Genomic DNA, 20,461 nt, shown 5'->3' with positions numbered 1-20,461 from the left:
TAGAGAGCAGGAGATCCGGTGTTTTTTCTTTTTTGAACCGATCACAAGATGGATTATTATGTAGACTCAAGGGATGAATTACTTTGGGATGAAGCCGATAGACACGTCGTTACATATTACAGATGCCGCATCTGTTTCTCTGCAAAATCTCCGACCCATGGCAGCTTCAGCCATTTGCCTTGCAGACTGGTGACCACCATGAGAAGCCAGACCACTACGCCAAGCAGGGACAACAGCGATGCCAGCAGCGGCCCAAACAGTGGGAGGAATGCACACAACACATGACCGACCATAATGAGGCCAAATACCGTGACGGATTGAAGTGCATGAAACAGAACGAATCGGCTTCGTTTCTCTACAGCCAGAAAGACGATCCCGCCTATAAAAGTGAACAGATAACAAAGCATGCCGGCAATATTTTCATCCAGACCGCTCGATGATTTCATGGGGGACATCCGGTCCAGCCTCCTTTGTCCTTTTTATATAAGGTATGAGGGAGGTGGACAGATCTGAACCGGTTTGACCAAGGAATGTTCCAGATGGACAAAAGAGGTGGCACTCCAATAGGTAAACAAAACGTGAGACTAAGGATTCATTTGAAAATTGAAGTGCGTATATACACATCCAATTTGAGACTTTCTACATATTCAAAATATTCCATAAAATTCCGAATTATATAAATACAATTATAAAGGGTAAACCATTAATTAATTTGAGATGCAAGGAGGCCTATTCATGAATATATCCGCAACAACATACGGTCAGGTTCGGGTAACACCTTACGAAATCGTTCGCCTTCAGACTCTTGAAGTGAATAAAACGATGAACGGCCATGCGCGAATGAGAATGACGGCAGTGATACCGGAAGCCCGAAAAGACAGCTATGTCCAGGCAACAACATCCCAAACCGATATTAAAGTGAAAATTACCGATGACGATGGACATGAGAAGGTGTTTTTCTCCGGCGTGGTACTACATGTGAAAGTGAACGTCATTAACGATGTACATACACTTATGGTTGACGCTGTATCCCATACCTACTTGCTGGATGTAAAACTGCACAAGCGTTCCTTCCAAAACCCCAATCTGTCCTACAAGAATTTGGTGCGCAAGATTATTTCTCCCTATGAAGGTTCAGATGTCATTGACTTTGCTACAGACGGCCGTAAGATCGGAGATTTTGTGATGCAGTATGAGGAAACAGATTGGCAATTTATCAAAAGGATGGCTTCCCATTTCTACACTGGAGTTGTACCGGATACAGCGTCAGGCAAACCCAAGTTTTATTTTGGCTTACCCGAAGGCCAGTATAAGGGTGAATTGCAAGCATCCCATTACACAGCAACCAAACGAATTGCCGACTATCGATCTGCCAAGGAAAATAAAGTACCGGGTGCCAAAGATCCGGATTATATCGTATACGAAGCGGACAGCAGGCAATGGTTCGAAGTGGGGAATGAAGTAGAGTTTAAATCCAAAAAGTGGATTGTAGGTGAGGCGAAGACCCGATTCATCGATAGTTTGCTAAATCATTCATATTCCTTATTTCCAGTGGAGGGGCTTCGTTATAAGAAGAGCTACAATACTTCCATTATTGGCGCTTCCATACAAGCCTCGGTTCTTCAAGTCAAGGGGGACAAAGTTCGTGCCAAGCTGGATATGGATGAGCAGCAGGATGAGAGCACGGCCTATTTCTTCCCCTATTCAACGATTTATGCTTCCGAGAACAATACGGGCTGGTATTGCATGCCTGAAGTGAATGATAGCATCCGTATTTATTTTCCAAGCAAAAAAGAGGAAGACGGCATTGCCATAAGCTCTGTAAAAAGGCAAGATCCTGAGAACGTGCCGGCTGTACCGAAGCAGGTTTCGACCGCATCACCAGCAGCTGGAAAGGGTAGCGCTTCGGGACAGTCTGGTGGGAGTCCAAGTGGGAGCAATCGTAATAGTTCAGGCGCAAGTGCAGGCGGAGGAACATCAAGTGCGGCCAGCAGAGTAGCCCCACCCCCGGTGCCCGAAGATCGAATGGGCAATCCGGACATCAAGACATTCCGAACCAAGTATGGGAAAGAGATCATGCTGGCTCCAGACAAAATCGTGATCTCGGCAGGTGGAATGTATATCACCGTCAGTGACGAGAATGGCATCGAGATTGTAAGCGATCAGAATGTCAGCATTACTGCGGGTCAGGATGTCGTCATGTCCGGACAAACCATTCGGATCGCAGGCGAGAAGGTTGAGTTAACCGGAAAGGGCAATACCATCACTTTGGAAGAAGAGCTGAAGATGCACGGAGCAGAGATCAAGATGAATTAGCAGGGGGGGGGGAAAGGAAGAGATATGAACAAAGCGGAAGCGATCGCACATTTGCAGCAGGAAATATTGGAACCCGTACTTCAGGATCATCTCTCAAGCCTCCGGGTGTACATTATGGAACATCAAAACTCGTTAATCCAATCATTCGTAGAGTCTATGCGGCAACTCTGTTTAAAAGCAGAGTTGGCACAACAGGAACTCGGGAAAGAACCAATCTCAATTCTTCATTGTTCCATGTTGAGAACATCAATATTGGAAGGGAGTTACACCTGCTTATTGGAAGCGTACTCCGATCAATGGTATTGGGATGAGGTAGAGTGTTTGCATACATATGATGCGACGTGGGCATTCCAGTCGTTGTCTTCGTTAGAAGAGCTTCTTCATATCGAAATGAGACGTTATGGAGGTGTACTTAATGCTTCTGACGCGGAACGGATGATGTTGCAGTCTGCGGGTCGTTTCAATGCCTATGTCACTGCGATTGCACGTTTGGCTGTTCCTCATATGTTGAACTTGAAAGAGATGGAACGCCTCCACCGTGGGGATCAGTTTCAGATCAGGGTAGGTGAATACAAGGACTGGAGTGAGCCTGTGTATGTCAGGGACTATCGGTATAGGGATATTCAGAACATTCGCAAGAAATTGACGTTAGCAGAAGGGCTGGAATGTGCCTATGCAGACTATACGTCACTATCCTTGACAGAGGGACTATTTGATCACGTTGATATCAGGTATTCTGATTTCAGTCTTGCTGATCTGAGCAAGAGTGACTTAAGAGGTGCTGTAATGATTGGAACAAGATGGGTACAAAGTGACCTGAGTGGAGCTGACCTCAGAGGGGCGCTACTCATGGATGCTGTGTTCCGGGAATGCAGTCTGAGTGGAGCTGACCTGTGTGATGTCAGTGACGGAGCGAGTATGGAATTCCATGAAGGTGCTCTTGGTCTTCAGGGAATCTGTTTTGCAGGAGCCAATCTGGAAGGCGCCAATCTTAAGGGAGCGCAATTATTCCATGCTGATTTCCAGGGGGCTAAGCTGAGTCAGGCACAGATATGGCTTCATGACCGTGAACAGTATACGCATGTTTTGAGTGAAGAGCAGATTGAATCAATACGCTGGGTTGTCTCCCATGAGAAAGAGGAGGAGTTATGATCCCACGATTTTATGAACTGACCGAGGAGCATCGGATATTGAATCCGTTTAGGCCCCCTGCACTACAAACCAGTTTTGATGAGTTGCCCATTTCATCCGTCATGATGATTGAACGCAAACCGAATGAAGAGCCGACCGATTGGATAAGTAGGCCTTCATATTTTGTCAGTGATCGCATGAAGCGGCTGATGGAGATGGTCGATGAAGCACTTTTATTCAAATCGGTCACCTTCATCGATCAAGGTAGCGGGGAACAGCTGAGCTACTGGGCGTGTCATATCCCTGCTGTGTTGGCTTTGTCTGATAATAGTCTGTTATATCCAAATGGTTCAATACAGCAACTGTTATTACAGAGCGAGAGAGTAAGAGATCAACGCATATTTACATTGGAGGGTGTAAGAGGGAGTGGTGTAATCGTTCGTCTTGATGTAGCGGAAAGTATGCTTCGCAGAGGTTTGAGCGGCTTTGTTTTGCGAAAGGTGGATCTGGAATGAACCGATATGGTGATGAGATGCTGCTGAAAATGGATCGGGATTTCCGTTTGGCGAAGCGCATTCAGGAAGCTGAGGCATCAAGTGGAGATCTGATGACGCAGGAAGAGGTTACATACGGAGTACGCCAGGGTCTGATCGAGATGGAAGAAGAAAGCATCACGTTGAACAACCACCGGATCTGGGAGGGTGAATTGATCATTCCTCTACCGGATGATCTGGTCCAGGTTCCCCGAGGCAAACTAAAGGAGGGCAGAAACAGCCATGAACGAGATGAGGCCATGTGGATCGATGAGCAAAAGGGTATCAGCTTAGGGCTATCTAGATCTTCTCATCCATTGCACGTGAGCCAGATTGAGAGAATGGGCAGTGTCATCACAGATCAGATACGAATGCTCAAAAAGGATACGCAATGGTTACATGAGGAGACGGTACAAGGAGATAGCCTAATTGTCTTCTATGGAGAATCCATTCAACCCTCAACCTTGGGAATGGCGTACGACATTGTGTTCGTTACATCGGTAAAAGGAAGAGCGGTCACAGGAAATGTTCGTTTTCCGGTTGAGCGGCTTCATCTATGGCGACTTCTAACAAGGGCGATATTCACATGCTCCCAGATGAGTGGAAACGGAAATGAACCAATCGATTTATTAACATAGGAGGGGATTAGAATGCTGCTACCCATGCTGTTCAAAGCTTTGATGTCAGGAGGTTTCGGTGGTGAATTCACCTATGTGGTCAGAGGTGCCGAGATTTCCTGTAGTCAGGGGTCAGATCCGGGTGTACTGAACCTGCCTCTTTCCCACGGCATCTATATCAAGGAACAGCCTGTATTAAACGTTGCTGACGTGATTCCACTGGCTAACGTTGGACGATGCGGGTTTTGCAAAATGGATGGCGCCCTCTGCGAACCAGATACGTTCTTCAATAAATGGAGTCAGGGCAAGGAGGACGTGCTGGTGGAAGGTGAGGCTGCTCTGCTTAGTCGATCTGAACTGATATGCCGAAAAGGCGGGATTATCAAGATTGAGGTCGATGGTCAGTTGTAAGATGCAGACGGATAAGAAAGGGGGAACACTGTGCAGACATTGGAAAAATCAACTCTAACTTATGGGGATATCCATGTCCATTGGCCGTATGGCAAGATACGCCTGGATAAGGTGGAATTGATCCAGCAAGCAGGGGCACATGCCCGGTTATCCTTCAGTGGATGGGTCGATGAAGAATGGGAAGAGACCATTATCCAGAAAGCTGGAAGTCACGATCGAGTCGGATTCATCCAGATGGATGAATTCGGAAGGGAGTTGCCCCTGTTCAAGGGACAGCTCCATGAGATCAAAGTCGAAGCCACTAGAGGGATCGTATATGTGATGGCTGTAGTCATCTCACATACCTATGAACTGGATGCCTTACAGAGAACGAAATCCTATCAGAATGATAAGCTGCGTTATTTGGACATTGTTAATCGTGTTATGAAGGGTTATCCTGAAGGAGACTATATTGATTTTGCCTTTGATGAGACAAAGACGGGCGCTTTTATTATGCAGTATCAGGAGACCGACTGGAGCTTTCTGAAACGGCTCGCTTCTCATCTGGGAGCAGACCTGGTGCCGGATGTGACTGCACACAAGCCCAGGTTCTGGATTGGATATCCTGAGGGCAGAGGGGCATTTGAGCTGAAAGTCATCCCTTTTGAGAAGAGTCGTAATATTGAGCGTTTTTTACATACCGAAGCCCAGGGAAAACATGCGGTAACCGAGGAGGAGTATACAACGTATACCTTCCATCTGGGGCAGGAGCTTCAATTGGGGGATGAAGTATCCTCTGATGGCCATACCTACAACATAACCTCTCGCCAGGCGATGCTGGAACGGGGCTTGCTACAGTGGAAATATACATGTGCATTGCCAGCATCGCATCCACTGCCCAGACAGCTTCAAACGATGATCACGGGTGCTGCTATCGAAGGGAAAATCATTGATGTGAAACGTAACCAGGTGAAGGTTCATCTGGATATGGATGAGGGTCAGCAGGCCGGAGAGGCACGCTGGTTCCCGTATGCCGCGGAAGGCAGTCAAGTATGGTACATGATGCCCGAACCCGGCGCGAAGGTGAAACTGTATTTCCCAAGTGCAGAAGAAGACGAAGCCATGGTGATGCAGTCGGTTCGGCAGGAACCAACGGAAGCCGGACATGTGGAGAAGAGCGGCCAAGTGATGCAAGATCCCGGTGTAAAGTCCTTCGGTAACCCGCAGGGGAAATCGTTCACCCTTGGCGACAGCGAACTTGTCATGAACGCCCAAGAGGGCGCCTTGTATATCTCGATGGCTGCAGCTAACGGGGTTACCTTGAATAGCACAACCCACGTGCAGATCCAATGCATGGGTGACCTGAACATTAGCGGAGCTAGCATCAGTCTTGAGGGTACAGAAGGTCTGTATATTCAGACGATGACAGATCATGTGGAACTTGTAGAAGAGGTTAATGGAAAGAGTGAGAATGTAGTACTGGAAGCCGAGATCCATCGTTCCTTTGACATGATTCAGTCTGCGTTCGACCAGAGTCTGGCCAGTATGGGAGAGAGCGCGCTGAAGGAAGCGCGGCTGAAACGAAACTGGGATGCACGTGAAAAGGGAAAACGAGATGGAGTAATCGAAGAGGGCAAAGGCCTGCTCAGTATGGTAGGCGATGTGGCTGACCTCGCATTTACAGGCATTGTCGGGGGTGACAATGCCCAAGGATTGTACAGCTGGGTGAAGGGAGAACAGGTCGGATCGTTAACGGAGCGGAATGCTACGGTGCAAGGAACGATCACGGGCGTGAATAACGTCATCGAGTATACGGGAGACATGGTCACGGGTCAGAAATCAGGGAAAGAGATCTGGCAGGATGTATCCAGTGCGGGAAAGGCGTATACCAAACCGTTCATGGACCTGAAAGGCGAAGATTACCGAACCATGCTGACCCTGACGGAACAGGAGAGCCACGACGCTGGTCGGAACGATGTCAACGCTGCGGTAAGGGTTGTTGATACGGTAACGGCTGTAGCTGGTGGAGCATCACTGGTCAAAAATGGGGTCAAGGTGCTCAAGGGCGGTGGCAAGAAGTCTGGCCATGCAGATGGAGATGGAGCCAAGGGCGGTGTTCCGCATGGTCATGGAGATGGGCCAGATGGAACCTCAGGTGGTGCCATGAAGGATGGCAAGCTCAAGACCAATGCCGCATTAATGCCTTCCTCTCTCGCAGAGCTGGGAGAACGAATCAGCCAGGCCTTGGGCAACATGACCGCAGGCGCAGCAGCCAGCGTTCCATGGCGAGTTCAGCGAGTGAGGCTTAGTAACGGCCAGACCGTGCCAGTGATTGTGAAGAATGACCATCATATGTTCTCGGATACAGGTGGGAATCGTGGGAAAGGCAATGATTCTGGAAGTTCGAAGGGATCGCCGAACACTTCTCATGTGGATTCGAGAGAAAGTAGTGTGCCGAAAGGAATCGTATCTAAAGAGTCGTCTGCGACGTCTTCAAACGTTACTCCAGCGAAGCCGAAGGATGCCCCTAACCCTAAAGAAGTTCCATCATCAAAAGATGGAACTAAGGTTAGTGATGGGAATACTGAGGGGACGGGTAAAGATACATTAGATGTTAACAAAAAATTCCCTACCAGATCCATAGACATGGATACTGAGGGATATATTATTGATAGGGTTGCCGATTTAAAACAAAGACTTTCAAATGGAGCATTAAATAAAGGCGGGGCAAATTTTGGATATATGGAAGTTGATATTCCAAATATAAAAACTGAATTTTATGCACATAGTCAAGTGAATGGTCCACCGCCGGCTCATCAACCCAATATGAATTATGATGGTTTTTCATTCAAACCGGAAACAATAAGGTATCCTGCAAAAGATGCTCCAAATAAACAAGGTGATATGATTCCAAGGGAGGGAGATACGGAATATAAAATGATTAATGACTTAGCTAATAAGCTTGGTCCACCTAATGCGGATATAAAGGGAAGAATAAAACTGTTTACCGAAAACGATACTTGTATGAGTTGCAATGATATTATATATAATTTCACAAAAGATTATCCTGGAATAAAAGTAGAAGTAATTCATAATAACGATGTTAAGATACCTAAAAAATCATAATAAGGGAGAAAAAATATGCCTTGGAATTATAATGAATTAATAGAGTCCTTTGTTGAAGAGTATGAAGAGTACAAGTTAGAGTATCAGAGTCCAAATGAAGCGGTAGCTCGAGCTTTTGACGAGCACTACAGTGAGAAAAATTCAGATGATATGGAGAAGGCTATTTTGAGGGTTATTTCTGCGGAATTAAAAGTGAAACAGCCACGGATATATAAGAATACAAAAGAAAATTACATTAGAGACCTTGGACTAATAGATTTTCACGAACTAAAGGAATTTATTCAAAAAGGTCAATTAAATGAAAAAGAGTATGAAGAACTTTATTTGAGGAGAAACAGAGTATTGCAAGAACTCGAAAAAATGCCAGTAGATCTTTGTCCAAAAGCAAGATGGTTTTACGATGAGATCGTAGATATAGTCGATCGTTACTATTCGGAGAAAGAAAATGATAATAATACAATTGACAACATTTTAAAAAGATTCGAAAGGGAATTTAGGTACAGAGTGTGTGCAAAGAAGATTGTGTACACCACAATTGCAGAAAACTTAATACGACTTGATGAAACAATACCACCATACATTATTAATGAACTTGAAGATAGATATTTTGATAATTCCCAGTATGAATTAACCGAGGAAGAAGAGCGGGAGTTGTTAAGACGAATAGATAAGGTATTGGAGGAAGTTAATAATAAATAAGGCTCTAAAAATTATCGGTTGAAGTTTTCAACTCGTTAAATAGCGTCGATTGCATTCAACTAAAATACTTGCATTATAGCACTCGGGTCTGATAAGAAGAGCGTACAATACAACCAACAACGCCACAATGCGAGATAGCCGTCCGTATTGTGGTCTCTTTTGTCTTTGTCTACTCCCACCCAGTACCGGATGAGTCGGGCGGCTGATTTCAAGTAGACTTAACCCATAAAAATTCTGCCGTTTTGTTTGTACACATAACTGATTGAGATTTATAACTTAAATAGTGCCATTCCGATACATCAAACAGGCTGAATATCTAGATGAAGCCGGCGTTGATGGAGTAGAATATAAGAATGCAATGGCTGATGAAATACTAGCTAAGGAATGGTCGACTCCTGAGAAAAAGTGGACTGAGGGCGATATTGCAGATTGGCGAGAGGACAATAATTATACTTGGCATGAACTAAACGACCTTGAGAGTATGCAAATTAATGCTACATATAATCATTTAGGTGGAGTTGGAGAACATAAAATTAAAGAGAAGTTAGGAGAGTGATGGCATGGCTAACCTCAACCATGAACTATTCGGTGAAATTTCTTACGATTTATATTGGAGCGGACAACAGAAAATAAAAATATTTGGAAAAGAGAAGTTCATAATTTTAAGTATTGATGGAAATGAAGAAGGCGAATTTCACGATGTTCAAAAAGAAGCATATACCAATCTTGTTGAAAATATGGACGATATTATAACTGAAGTAGAAGAGGCTATCTTTGACTATTATCGAGAAGTTTACATGGATTATAGAGAAATGGTGGGAGAGGATGAATCTGACAAGATTGCACCAATCATTGAAAATAAAGAAGAGTTAGGTCACTTAGTTGAACCAACTCAATTGATTATCAGAAGGGTACGGAAAAATGGAGTTAGAAGAATTGGTTTTCTTTTTAATTGTACTTGGGAAATAGAAAATGGGCTTGCTGTGAAAATTGAGGATGAAGAAATAGTTGAGGTAGGCTTCCAAGATATGGTTCTATAATAGTCTGAAATGCATACCCAGTGTCGAATGATTGAACTTTTCAACTCGTTAAATAGCGTCGATTGCGTTCAACTAAAATACTTGCTTTATAGCACTCCGGGTCTGACAAGAGAGCGTACGATACAACCAACAACACCACAATGCGAGCTAGCCGCCCGTGTTGTGGATTTTTTTGAGATGGACCAGATGGAACCTCAGGCGGTGCCATGAAGGATGGCAAGCTCAAGACCAATGCAGCATTAATGCCTTCATCTCTTGCAGAGCTGGGAGAACGAATCAACCAGGCTATGGGTAAAATGACCGCAGGCGCAGCAGCCAGTGTTCCATGGCGAGTTCAGCGAGTGAGGCTGAGCAATGGCCAGACCGTGCCTGTGATTGTGAAGAAGGAAAATCACATGTTTCTCGGATGCAGCTGGGAATCGTGGGAAAGGCAGCGATTCTGGAAGTTCGAAGGGATCCCCGAACACTTCTCATATGGATTCGAGAGAGAGTAGTATGCCATCGAAAGGAACCGTTTCTAAAGAATCGTCTAAGACGTCTTCAAACGTTACGCCGGTTAAGCCGAAGGATGCATCTAAACCTAAAGAAGCCCCATCATCGAAAGATGGAACTAAGGTTAGAGATGGGGATACTGAGGGGACGGGGAAAATTGGTGAGGTTGGTAGCCAGGCTGATGATATTTTACGAGATGGAAGCCATATAGTAGATGGGGAGCTAAAGCCAAATGTAACATATAAAACAGGTGAATATGAATATATCTACAAAACTGATAGTAAGGGAAGGCTTGAAAAATTTACTGCTGACGATTTAAAATTAACTGAGAGGGATAGCAGATTACCTCATGATCCAGATACTCCAGGCAAAGAGCCGGGCGACCATGCAGGGCATTTGGCAGGGGATAGATTTGGTGGTTCACCAGAAATTGACAACCTTGTTTCACAACTAAGCAATGTGAATTTAAGCCAATATAAGAAAATTGAGAATCAATGGGCTAATGCGATTAAAGAAGGGAAAAAAGTAAAAGTAAATGTTGAAGTGAAATATGACGGAGACAGTATACGCCCATCTAAATTTAATGTACAGTATGAAATTGATGGAGAAGCTTTCTCAAAGAGTATATTAAATTAAGAAAGGCAGGTTACTATGAGCAAAGTATTTGAAGATATTTTTAGTGAACTTCAAGCTGACATGGTCTCCATTTGTTTAGAGTATGTTCACAAAAGAGCCGAAAAAATATATATTTATTGTTCATTTGAAGAAAGAGTTATTTCTAGTGATTTTTTCTATTTTATTAATGGTAGGCTTGTAAAGAAACACAAACTTAACGATGCATTAGATGATAGTTATGGTCTTCTATATGACATATCAGTCGAAAGACAAAAAGGCGCTCTGAATATTATTAACGATGATATTGAAAAGATATATAGATTATGCGACGAACACAAAAGAGAAATGCCAACCGAAATAAAATTGGTATATGATGTTACAAAAAATAGCCTTAAAGCAGAATATAAATATGAGTTGGTTTATTCAAATGACCCTGTAAAAACCGCAGACGACATTGCGAAGGAATGGTTCGAGCAAATTAAAGAGGAACATAGCGAGTAAGGTGATTTTTCATCCACTGTAAATGATGCAAAACTATGAGCATCTTTTGAAATAGTGAGAATGGTGGGCCTATAGAGATCTCTCCATTTCGGTTGTACGCACATCAAATACTTTAATTTTAAAACCTAAATATCGCTATTCCGATACATCAAACAGGTTGATTATGGTAAGATACCACCGTAATTGATCTGTTTTTTGTTGTAAACGATGACAGATCTTTTATGATACAAGGTAAAGTATTTGACTGTTATGCTCCTCAAGGGGAGTTTTCAAAAAAATAAGATTAAAGAAATACAAGGTAAAACGAAAAAACAAGCAACAAGAATTATTTTGAACCTTGATGACTTTAATCCTAGTGACTTAGATATTTTAAAACAAGAGATATTGAGAAAGGCTAACCCTAATGGTGATTTGAAATACTTACAAGAGTTGCTTGTTGTAAAAGACGGTAAAATCACTAGATGGTTTTGGAAAGGTGATTAGCATGGAAATGACATATTATTTCTTCAATAACTTTCATGGAAGTGAAGAGGTTGAAGATTTTCTTCTGCATCATGTAGAAAATCTTATTGGAAATAAAAGTGCTCTTAGGTTTGCAAAACAAGAAGAAAGTGAGGAAGGTGAAGGAGATACATTATATGTTAAATGCGATTTTTTCAGCTTCACCACTACATTATTCGATGTAAAGAATATATCCAGGGACTATGATGTCAATGTGAATTATGGATTGGAGTTTAATATATACGAAAATGGTAATAGGAAATTCATTGAGTTTTTAGGTAATCTACTAAAAAGCAATGACGGAGGGGCGTTACTTTTAAAAGATTCTGAATATAAAATATTAGAGAGAAGAAAAAACAATATACTCGTAGATAGTCACTTTTTTAATGCTGATTATGAAGCATTAAATCTTCCTTACATTCAGGGGACATACAAAAAAATTTGTCTACGGATTGAAGGTAACTTTACTACAAACGAAATCAAACTTGAAGGCGTGAAAATAGTTGAGGACCATGAGAATCAATATAAGGTTAAAGTGGTGGAAGACCCCGACTACTCTTCAGAATTTACTATCAACTGGGGGGATTTACAGCTTCATATTAGTAATGTTGGAACAGCAATAAATTTAATCTGTAATCAAATTTTTGGCCCTAATGATACTTCAAGATTGAAGAGGTTATTGTGTTTCTTTGAGCAATTCACAATTAAATTTACTGGCGACTATCAATTAATGATGATACAAGGGTATTGGGAGCAAAGAAAAAGCGTTTTATTAGCAAGAAAAAATGGAAGAGTAACAGTTAATAACCAGGCTGAGGAGGCATGCCTACTATCCGAGATCAATTTTAAAGATGGATAGTTTGATAATTCTCAATTTGAACGAGAATTAAGTTTTGTCAGAGCGAATTTCCAATTATCAAAACCGATGTATCAAATTCAAAAACTGTATTGAACGATGATCCACATCGGATAATACCCAGTGCCGAACGAACTCAATATTGAACTAATAACACGTTTAACCCATGTAATACCCGTCTAAAGGTTTCTCGATTTGGGTTGTACGCACATCAAATGCTTTTTATAACTTAAATAGTGCTATTCCGATACATCAAACAGGTTGATTATGGTCAGATACCACCATGATTGACCTGTTTTTTTGTTTTGCCCGAACCCGGAGCGAAAGTGAAACTGTATTTCCCAAGTGCGGAAGAAGACGAAGCCATGGTGATGCAGTCGGTTCGTCAGGAACCAACGGAAGCGGGACATGTGGAGAAGAGCGGCAAAGTGATGCAAGATCCCGGTGTAAAGTCCTTCGGTAACCCGCAGGGGAAATCGTTCACCCTTGGCGACAGCGAACTTGTCATGAACGCCCAAGAGGGCGCCTTGTATATCTCGATGGCTGCAGCTAACGGGGTTACCTTGAATAGCACAACCCACGTGCAGATCCAATGCATGGGTGACTTGAACATCAGCGGAGCTAGCGTCAGTCTTGAGGGTACAGAAGGTCTGTATATTCAGACGATGACAGATCATGTGGAACTCGTGGAAGAGGTCAATGGAAAGAGTGAGAATGTAGTACTGGAAGCTGAGATCCATCGTTCCTTTGACATGATTCAGTCAGCGTTCGACCAGAGTCTGGCCAGTATGGGGGAGAGCGCGCTGAAGGAAGCGCGGCTGAAGCGAAACTGGGATGCACGTGAAAAGGGAAAACGAGATGGAGTAATCGAAGAGGGCAAAGGCCTGCTCAGTATGGTAGGCGATGTGGCTGACCTCGCATTTACAGGGATTGTCGGGGGTGACAATGCCCAGGGATTATACAGCTGGGTGAAGGGAGAACAAGTTGGGTCATTAACGGAGCGGAATGCCACGGTACAAGGAACGATTACGGGCGTAAATAACGTCATTGATTATACGGAAGACCTGGTCACGGGTCAGAAATCAGGAGAAGAGATCTGGCAGAATGTAACCAGTGCGGGAGAAGCGTATGCCAAACCGTTCGTGGACCTGAAAGGCGAAGACAATCGCACCATGCTAACCTGACGAAACAGGAGAGCTACGACGCTGGGTTAAATGACGTTGGTGCTACGATGCGGATCATCGATACGGTGACCGCTGTAGCTGCGGAGCATCATTAGTTAAAAATAGCGTCAAAATGTTCAATGGTAGTGGCAAGAAGTCAGGTCATGGAGATGGAGACGGGCCAGATGGAACCTCAGGCGGTGCCATGAAGGATGGCAAGCTTAAGACCAATGCGGCATTAATGCCTTCATCTCTTGCCGAGCTGGGAGAACGAATCAACCAGGCTATGGTTAAAATGACCGCAGGCGCAGCAGCCAGTGTTCCATGGCGAGTTCAGCGCATGAGGCTGAGCAACGGCCAGACCGTGCCTGTGATTGTGAAGAATGACAGTCATATGTTCTCGGATGCAGGTGGAAATCGTGGGAAAGGCAGTGATTCTGGAAGTTCGAAGGGATCGCCGAGCACATCTCATGTGGATTCGAGAGGAAGTAGTGCGCCATCGAAAGGAACCATTTCTAAAGAATCGTCTAATTCTTCAAGCGTTACGCCGGTTAAGCCGAAGGATGCATCAATACCTAAAGAGGCTCCATCATCGAAAGATGGAACTAAGGCCAGGGATGGGAAAACTGAGGGGACGGGTGAAATTCCAAAGATTAAACTTACCGAACCTTCTTTACCAAAGGATAGCAAACCTAAAGGGAATTACGGAGAAGGAGATTCTCATGGAATAAAGAAATAAAATGAAACAGCCGATGTATTGGCTGATAATGGCTATGATATTAAGATGTTAGATGAAATTGATGGTGGAAATGGTCATGGAATTGCAGAAGGTTCGAATCCAGATTTTCTAATCGAAGGAAATGTATTTGATTGTTATGCACCAAAACCAGATGGAAAAGTACAAAGTATAATTAAAGAAGTAGCAGGAAAGACGAAGAAACAGTCTGAAAGAATTGTTTTGAACTTAGACAACTTTCCAAATGAAAAAGTTATTGAAATTATCGAAACAATTTTAAGAAAAGCAAATCCGAATGGAGATTTAAAAAGACTAGAAGAATTAATTCTAGTGAAGGATGGAAAGATTACAAGAGTATTTGGAGGTTAGAAGTGAGATGGACTGTACGTTATTCTTAGTCTCAAATTTGGATGAGGAAGCACTTAAAAGAACAATTTATGACATAGTATGCGATACAGTTGAAGATAAAGTAACTAACTACGAAGATTTTTCTCGTCTTAGTTGTAAATACTTCACACTTGATATTGAAGATATTATTAGTATTGATTTTTTAAGAGAAGAATATGCGATGGGAATTAATGTGGAAATTGGAATTCAATTATTTGGGAAATTATTTGAAGAAGGATTAGAAGTGTTGTTTAAAATTTTCGGTAATATTTTAATGTCTTTCAATCCTGACATGGTGTTTGTGGAAAATGGTACAGATCAAATATTCAGAAAAGAGAATACTACTGTAATCATAAATACCAAGCTAGATCAATACCAGAAAAAGTATCTATCAAATAAGATAATTACTTTACTACGATTTCCTTATATTTTTCAGGAGATATAATCATTTAGGTGGAGTTGGAGAACATAAAATCAAAGAGAAGCTATTAGGAGAGTGATGGCATGGCTAACCTTAACCATGAATTATTCGGTGGAATTTCTTACGATTTATATTGGAGCGGACAACAGAAAATAAAATATTTGGAAAAGAGAAAGTCATAATTTTAAGTATTGATGGAAATGAAGAAGGCGAATTTCACGATGTTCAAAAAGAAGCATATACCAATCTTGTTGAAAATATGGACGATGGTATAACTAAAGTAGAAGAGGCTATCTTTGACTATTATCAAGAAGTTTACATGGATTATAGTGAAATTGTGGGAGAGCATGAATCTGACAAGTTTGCACCAATCATTGAAAATAAAGAAGAGTTAGGTCACTTAGTTGAACCAACTCAATTGATTATCAGAAGAGTAAGGAGAAATGAAGTTAGAAGAATTGGTTTGCTTTTTAATTGTACTTGGAAAATAGAACATGGGCTTGCTGTGGAAATTGAGCATGAAGAAATAGTTGAGGTAGGCTTCCAAGATATAGTTCTATAGTAGTCTGAAATGCATACCCAGTGCCGAATGAACCTATCAATCAACCAATAACACATATAACTCATGTAATACCTGTATGAGATTTCGTTATTTGTTTGTACGCACAACAATGCTTTAATTTCATCCCTAAATCACGTAATAGCGTTACATTAAACAGGTTGATTATGGTCACAGTTGATCCACAAGATAGCGGCCTGTTATATTGGGTGGTGTTTCCACTTATAATACTACGCTTATCGTTATTTGCTGTTATAGGCGGTATCTATGTATTGTTAATCAAAAGCATGCGGAATGAGATGCAGCGAGTATTCTACATCGCAGATAATGAAGCATCGGAGACAGCTGGCAGTGAGGCAGTGTTATCTCTATTATTGAAGTCAGAGATGGAAGGTCTTTTTGCACAAACAGCTAAACAGGTTGCGGAATATCAATATAACAAAGAGCTGTATGAGGAGTTTAGAAAACGGATTTCTACCGTTCCAACTCAGGAAATTCTTCGTATTCAGCGGATACAGGAAATGAATGATATTCAAAGCCGTAGCTACCATCCTCCAATGAAGAATCGCATCGAATTGATACGGGAGCATTGGGCGATGATTCCTGCGTATCGACCGGATACTGCTAAGGAGCGAAGAATTAATGAGGAGTTTCGACAGCTGGAACAGCGTTCCCAGAAAATTCTTCTTAACGATCTAAGGGATGCAAGCTAACCCTTTGTATTCTCAATTGCATATAGTATAGAAAACAGGGCAGCACCATCCAATGATTGGTATGATGCGCCCTTGTTTTAAAGTGATTTATTGCGTTTATACCCTAACGGTCACCCCGCTGAAAATGTTTGCGTGGATGTGTGGTCTTGCCAATCTTATCGGTGTCATTCTCTTTAGGAACCAAACGCTCGTCAGTACGACCATCGTGATGGTTGTCAAAAGCAAATTCCGTCAGTTCCCATTCCGTCTTGCCGAGAACGGGATCGGCCGGGAAGTGTTGTCCGCGATGCAGATGTTCTTCTTGTCCAGCTTCGTTGGTGTATATTCCGTCTACTTCCACCTTTTCATGCGAAAGGGGCAGCATTTCTTTATCTTTCTGATCCATAAAACAACGCCTCCTTAGATCCCAGTATTTTAACTGTATGGGTTGTCCGTGATAATATCCCCCGAATAGTTCAGTATTATGCTGGATATATTAATTCCGTATAGAAGCAACGTATTTATAACATATGATTCGGAATTAAACTTTTTGGGCATAAAAACCGTTATAAATATTAGGTAAAATCGTCAAGTCGTAAGATACTTCCGAATATGCTACAATAAGATTATGATTCAAACTGAATCATATCGGGTATTTATAGTGTCAGGTACTTGCTTAAGCAAGGGTTCCCGACCTAAAGCTTGCTTTGAGCCGCGCACACAACTTCATGAATGGCATTTAAGACTTATTCGGCATTCTCTAAACGGAGCATTCACTTTCAACGTTTTGGGAGGGAATTACAATGGCAACGAAAGGTCACAATGAGGTCAAAGAAAGTTTGAGGGAAATGACTCGGATTTTCCGTCCTAAAGATCCAAAAAAATTCGTGAAGGAGTACGTGAGAAAATACCGGATTACGGGTGGATACGAGGAAGAATTGACTTCTGTGGTTGAGCATGAGCTTGTCAAGATGGATTCTTCCGTGTCCTGAAACACACACAACTCTGATAATACTGTTCCGATATGAATAGAACCGTCTCCCGGGCGTTAAGCTCCGGCAGACGGTTTTTTTTGTGTGGAGAATGATATGTATATATTTCCAATGTGTACCCAGCTCACCAAAAGTAAACAGAATAAGCTGTAGAGCTTTACTCCACTTTTTGGGGTTTTGTTCTGTTCCTGCTGCATATACATGGAAGTACACATATGGCAGGAAGGATGAATGCATGTGGACCCTATTTTGAAAACCAAAGAAGAGATTGGCTACATGCGGGAAGCGGGACGAATCCTGCGAAGCTGTCACGAGCATATTGAAAAGTGGCTCGCCCCCGGTGTAACGACAGGAGATATTGACGAACGGGTGGAGGCTTTTCTGGCTGGAAGAGGAGCTACACCTGAGCAAAAGGGGTACAAAGGTTATCCTTACGCTACATGCGCTTCAGTTAATGAAGTGGTTTGCCATGGCTTCCCTAATGACCGGAAACTGGCCGAAGAGGATGTGGTGACTATTGATATGGTGGTGAACAAAGACGGCTGGCTTGCCGATTCTGCATGGACGTATGGGATCGGTGAACAACGCAGGTCCATACGCAAACTAATGAATCGAACAGAAAGGGCGCTTCACAAGGCGATAGCACAGGCAGTCCCAGGTAATACGCTGGGGGATATCGGTAACGCGATTGAACGGACAGCAAGGCTGTATCGTTACGGGATTGTGAAGCCTCTTATTGGTCATGGAATCGGTCAATATATTCATGAACCCCCCAACGTCCTCCCTTATGGAAAACGCAGGACGGGCATGATGCTGACAGAGGGCATGGTCATTACGATTGAGCCCATATTTACAAGAGGCAGCTCTGGAGCAGTTGTATGGGATGAGGATGGCTGGACGGTGAGAACAGTGGATGGAAGCTGGGGCGTCCAGTATGAGCATACGGTAGCCATTACAAGTGACGGTCCTCTTATACTAACTGATGGGACTTAAACGCTTATTTATGGCAAGCTGGTAAGGGTGCTGCATAATGGTGTCCGGGATCTACAATAGGTTCAGGCTCCATGCCGTTTAGTTCTAAAAGGGAGCGGTATGGAGCTTTACTGCTGCTTCCAGTAGTTGTAAGAGAGGCAACCTGATGCATGCTTTTCTTTTTTGCATAATACTGCATGTTTTCAATGTGAGAAATATCGGCAAAAAAATCAATTTCATCACCGAAATTTGGCAAAAATTTTCAAAAGTAGATAGTAATATTTTTAACTGAAATCGGTTACAAATCAAGTTGTGGTGCGGTTTTTTACATATAGTGAACAATTTGTGAACATGTGTCCAAAGATTGACAAAATCATACCCTCAACTTATATTTAATAAGTGATTGAACCATATAGAATGAATTGGAAGAATGCGCAGACATGCCCTTAGCAGGAAATGACGGGAGTGGTGGAAGCGTTATTTTTGTAAGCATTCTGTATGTCGGACAGGATTACGTGTATCGTGCTGAAATGGATTGAATTGGGTTTATTTCGGGCGACAACGGCAATCTACGAAAATGTTAAAAAAAGTGGGGTAGATCAATGATGAAACAGTGGCAGGTTGCAAAGCGAATTCTCCCCTTGCTGGCGGTGTTCTCTTTGCTGCTATCCGCATGCGGGCGGGAAGACTTGTCGGTAATGAAACCTCAGGGTCCTGTGGCGCAAGGCCAATATGATCTGATGAAGCTGTCCATTACGATTATGATCGTGGTGCTCATCATTGTATTTGCTATTGCTGCGTATGTGTTGATCCGGTTTCGCAGACGAGCCGGGCAGAATGAAATGCCCGAACAGGTTGAAGGCAATTTTAAGCTGGAAGTAATATGGACAGCCATTCCGTTGTTGCTCGTTATCGTTCTGGCAGTACCGACGGTACAAACGATTTTTGCCCAAGGCGAAGATCTGTCCAACGACAAAAATGCAATTCAGGTCAAAGTCACCTCGCATCAGTACTGGTGGGAATTCACTTATCCTCAATATGACGTAACCACCGCTCAAGACCTCATCATCCCGACCGGAAAGAAAATCGCATTCGAATTGAAAACCGCTGACGTGCTTCATTCCTTCTGGGTGCCGTCACTTGCGGGTAAAATGGACACAAACCCGGATGGAACGCTTAACAAGTTCAGCTTCTCGGCGCCAAATGAAGGCGTTTACCGAGGTAAATGTGCTGAATTATGCGGCAGATCGCATGCCTTCATGGAATTTAAGGTAAAAGCGGTCAGCCAGGAATCCTTTGACAAATGGGTCAATGAAATGAAAGCTCCGGCGGTACTTCCGGAAGATACCCAATTGGCTGAGAAGTTCAAAACGAACTGCCTTTCTTGCCATGCAGTTGGGGATCAGGGCGGGCCAGTTGCGCCTAACCTTACAGGTATCGGCGGCAAACAATCCGTGGCAGGTATTCTGCTGAATCAGGGCGAAGGCCAGGAAGACGGTAATCCGGTGCTGGACAACATGAAAGAATGGCTCCATGATCCACAATCCGTGAAGCCGGGCAATACGATGCCTAATCCGAAAGACCTTGGACTCACAGATGAAGAAATCGACGGAATTGCCGAATATCTGGCCAACTACAAATTGGACTATGAATAGAACAGCAAGGACGAAGAAGGGGGTACACAACCTTGGCTCATGCTCATAGCGTCAAGCGGTATAGGGG

Annotated in this window: 25 protein-coding genes; 23 read left to right on the top strand and 2 right to left on the bottom strand. The window is 43.1% G+C overall.

The window, feature by feature from the left end:
• Positions 1 to 116: 116 nt before the first annotated feature.
• Positions 117 to 455, bottom strand: a complete 339-nt coding sequence (locus tag ACFVQB_RS23885) for a DUF4870 domain-containing protein (protein ID WP_109999166.1) — start codon at positions 453 to 455, stop codon at positions 117 to 119.
• Positions 456 to 735: 280 nt separating this feature from the next.
• Between ACFVQB_RS23885 and ACFVQB_RS23880 the strand changes: the two genes are divergently transcribed.
• From ACFVQB_RS23880 to ACFVQB_RS23785, 20 genes are all read left to right on the top strand, one after another.
• Positions 736 to 2,316 (top strand): hypothetical protein, encoded by a 1,581-nt coding sequence (locus ACFVQB_RS23880; protein ID WP_379445023.1) that lies wholly within the window; start codon positions 736 to 738, stop codon positions 2,314 to 2,316.
• Between the two features lie 24 nt (positions 2,317 to 2,340).
• Entirely contained in the window at positions 2,341 to 3,468 is a 1,128-nt protein-coding gene (locus ACFVQB_RS23875; RefSeq protein WP_379445019.1) for a pentapeptide repeat-containing protein, read from the top strand.
• Complete coding sequence (locus ACFVQB_RS23870) at positions 3,465 to 3,962, top strand: imm11 family protein (protein WP_379445016.1); 498 nt, start codon at positions 3,465 to 3,467, stop codon at positions 3,960 to 3,962. The genes ACFVQB_RS23875 and ACFVQB_RS23870 overlap by 4 nt, the downstream gene beginning before the upstream one ends.
• Positions 3,959 to 4,618, top strand: a complete 660-nt coding sequence (locus ACFVQB_RS23865) for a hypothetical protein (RefSeq protein WP_379445012.1) — start codon at positions 3,959 to 3,961, stop codon at positions 4,616 to 4,618. Before ACFVQB_RS23870 ends, ACFVQB_RS23865 begins: the two co-directional genes overlap by 4 nt.
• Positions 4,619 to 4,630: 12 nt before the next feature.
• Positions 4,631 to 5,008 (top strand): DUF4280 domain-containing protein, encoded by a 378-nt coding sequence (locus tag ACFVQB_RS23860; RefSeq protein WP_090904232.1) that lies wholly within the window; start codon positions 4,631 to 4,633, stop codon positions 5,006 to 5,008.
• Between the two features lie 30 nt (positions 5,009 to 5,038).
• The gene (locus ACFVQB_RS23855) at positions 5,039 to 8,113 is read left to right on the top strand and encodes a deaminase domain-containing protein (RefSeq protein WP_379445007.1); all 3,075 of its coding nucleotides are present in this window, start codon (positions 5,039 to 5,041) and stop codon (positions 8,111 to 8,113) included.
• A gap of 15 nt (positions 8,114 to 8,128) precedes the next feature.
• Complete coding sequence (locus ACFVQB_RS23850) at positions 8,129 to 8,812, top strand: Imm3 family immunity protein (protein ID WP_379445003.1); 684 nt, start codon at positions 8,129 to 8,131, stop codon at positions 8,810 to 8,812.
• Positions 8,813 to 9,170: 358 nt separating this feature from the next.
• Entirely contained in the window at positions 9,171 to 9,368 is a 198-nt protein-coding gene (locus ACFVQB_RS23845; RefSeq protein WP_379444999.1) for an HNH endonuclease family protein, read from the top strand.
• Between the two features lie 4 nt (positions 9,369 to 9,372).
• The gene (locus ACFVQB_RS23840; protein ID WP_379444995.1) at positions 9,373 to 9,852 is read left to right on the top strand and encodes a DUF6985 domain-containing protein; all 480 of its coding nucleotides are present in this window, start codon (positions 9,373 to 9,375) and stop codon (positions 9,850 to 9,852) included.
• A gap of 206 nt (positions 9,853 to 10,058) precedes the next feature.
• Positions 10,059 to 10,346, top strand: a complete 288-nt coding sequence (locus ACFVQB_RS23835; protein WP_379444991.1) for a hypothetical protein — start codon at positions 10,059 to 10,061, stop codon at positions 10,344 to 10,346.
• A 1-nt stretch (position 10,347) separates the two neighbouring features.
• The gene (locus ACFVQB_RS23830; protein WP_379444987.1) at positions 10,348 to 10,980 is read left to right on the top strand and encodes a DNA/RNA non-specific endonuclease; all 633 of its coding nucleotides are present in this window, start codon (positions 10,348 to 10,350) and stop codon (positions 10,978 to 10,980) included.
• Positions 10,981 to 10,995: 15 nt separating this feature from the next.
• Positions 10,996 to 11,460 carry a DUF600 domain-containing protein gene (locus ACFVQB_RS23825; RefSeq protein ID WP_247900587.1) on the top strand — a complete coding sequence of 155 codons (465 nt, stop codon included), beginning with the start codon at positions 10,996 to 10,998 and terminating at the stop codon, positions 11,458 to 11,460.
• Positions 11,461 to 11,709: 249 nt separating this feature from the next.
• The gene (locus tag ACFVQB_RS23820; protein WP_379445495.1) at positions 11,710 to 11,943 is read left to right on the top strand and encodes a CdiA C-terminal domain-containing protein; all 234 of its coding nucleotides are present in this window, start codon (positions 11,710 to 11,712) and stop codon (positions 11,941 to 11,943) included.
• A 1-nt stretch (position 11,944) separates the two neighbouring features.
• A complete protein-coding gene (locus tag ACFVQB_RS23815; protein WP_379444983.1) occupies positions 11,945 to 12,820 on the top strand; it encodes a hypothetical protein in 876 nt (291 codons plus the stop codon).
• 323 nt (positions 12,821 to 13,143) lie between these two features.
• Positions 13,144 to 14,001 carry a hypothetical protein gene (locus tag ACFVQB_RS23810; protein ID WP_379444979.1) on the top strand — a complete coding sequence of 286 codons (858 nt, stop codon included), beginning with the start codon at positions 13,144 to 13,146 and terminating at the stop codon, positions 13,999 to 14,001.
• A gap of 112 nt (positions 14,002 to 14,113) precedes the next feature.
• Positions 14,114 to 14,719, top strand: coding sequence for a hypothetical protein (locus tag ACFVQB_RS23805; protein WP_379444977.1), 606 nt, complete (start codon positions 14,114 to 14,116; stop codon positions 14,717 to 14,719).
• A gap of 18 nt (positions 14,720 to 14,737) precedes the next feature.
• Complete coding sequence (locus ACFVQB_RS23800) at positions 14,738 to 15,085, top strand: CdiA C-terminal domain-containing protein (RefSeq protein WP_379444974.1); 348 nt, start codon at positions 14,738 to 14,740, stop codon at positions 15,083 to 15,085.
• A gap of 7 nt (positions 15,086 to 15,092) precedes the next feature.
• Positions 15,093 to 15,548, top strand: coding sequence for a hypothetical protein (locus ACFVQB_RS23795; protein ID WP_379444971.1), 456 nt, complete (start codon positions 15,093 to 15,095; stop codon positions 15,546 to 15,548).
• Between the two features lie 109 nt (positions 15,549 to 15,657).
• Entirely contained in the window at positions 15,658 to 16,086 is a 429-nt protein-coding gene (locus ACFVQB_RS23790) for a DUF6985 domain-containing protein (protein ID WP_379444968.1), read from the top strand.
• 269 nt (positions 16,087 to 16,355) lie between these two features.
• Positions 16,356 to 16,796, top strand: coding sequence for a hypothetical protein (locus ACFVQB_RS23785; RefSeq protein ID WP_379444965.1), 441 nt, complete (start codon positions 16,356 to 16,358; stop codon positions 16,794 to 16,796).
• 103 nt (positions 16,797 to 16,899) lie between these two features.
• On the opposite strand, the gene ACFVQB_RS23780 is transcribed toward ACFVQB_RS23785, so the two are convergent.
• Positions 16,900 to 17,181, bottom strand: coding sequence for a transposase (locus ACFVQB_RS23780; RefSeq protein WP_379444962.1), 282 nt, complete (start codon positions 17,179 to 17,181; stop codon positions 16,900 to 16,902).
• A 397-nt stretch (positions 17,182 to 17,578) separates the two neighbouring features.
• Between ACFVQB_RS23780 and ACFVQB_RS23775 the strand changes: the two genes are divergently transcribed.
• The 3 genes from ACFVQB_RS23775 (at position 17,579) to coxB (ending at position 20,394) form a co-directional block, all read left to right on the top strand.
• Positions 17,579 to 17,767: a hypothetical protein gene (locus tag ACFVQB_RS23775; protein WP_017690840.1), complete on the top strand. Its 189-nt coding sequence runs from the start codon at positions 17,579 to 17,581 to the stop codon at positions 17,765 to 17,767.
• 231 nt (positions 17,768 to 17,998) lie between these two features.
• On the top strand, positions 17,999 to 18,760 hold the full coding sequence (gene map, locus ACFVQB_RS23770; RefSeq protein ID WP_379444958.1) for a type I methionyl aminopeptidase: 762 nt from the start codon (positions 17,999 to 18,001) through the stop codon (positions 18,758 to 18,760).
• 581 nt (positions 18,761 to 19,341) lie between these two features.
• The gene (coxB, locus tag ACFVQB_RS23765) at positions 19,342 to 20,394 is read left to right on the top strand and encodes a cytochrome c oxidase subunit II (RefSeq protein ID WP_379444956.1); all 1,053 of its coding nucleotides are present in this window, start codon (positions 19,342 to 19,344) and stop codon (positions 20,392 to 20,394) included.
• Positions 20,395 to 20,461: the final 67 nt, after the last annotated feature.

This window comes from Paenibacillus sp. NPDC057886, from assembly GCF_042796655.1.
Taxonomy (GTDB): domain Bacteria; phylum Bacillota; class Bacilli; order Paenibacillales; family Paenibacillaceae; genus Paenibacillus.
The sequence above is the reverse complement of the archived record's forward strand: the minus strand, read 5'-3'. Positions and strand labels throughout refer to the sequence as shown.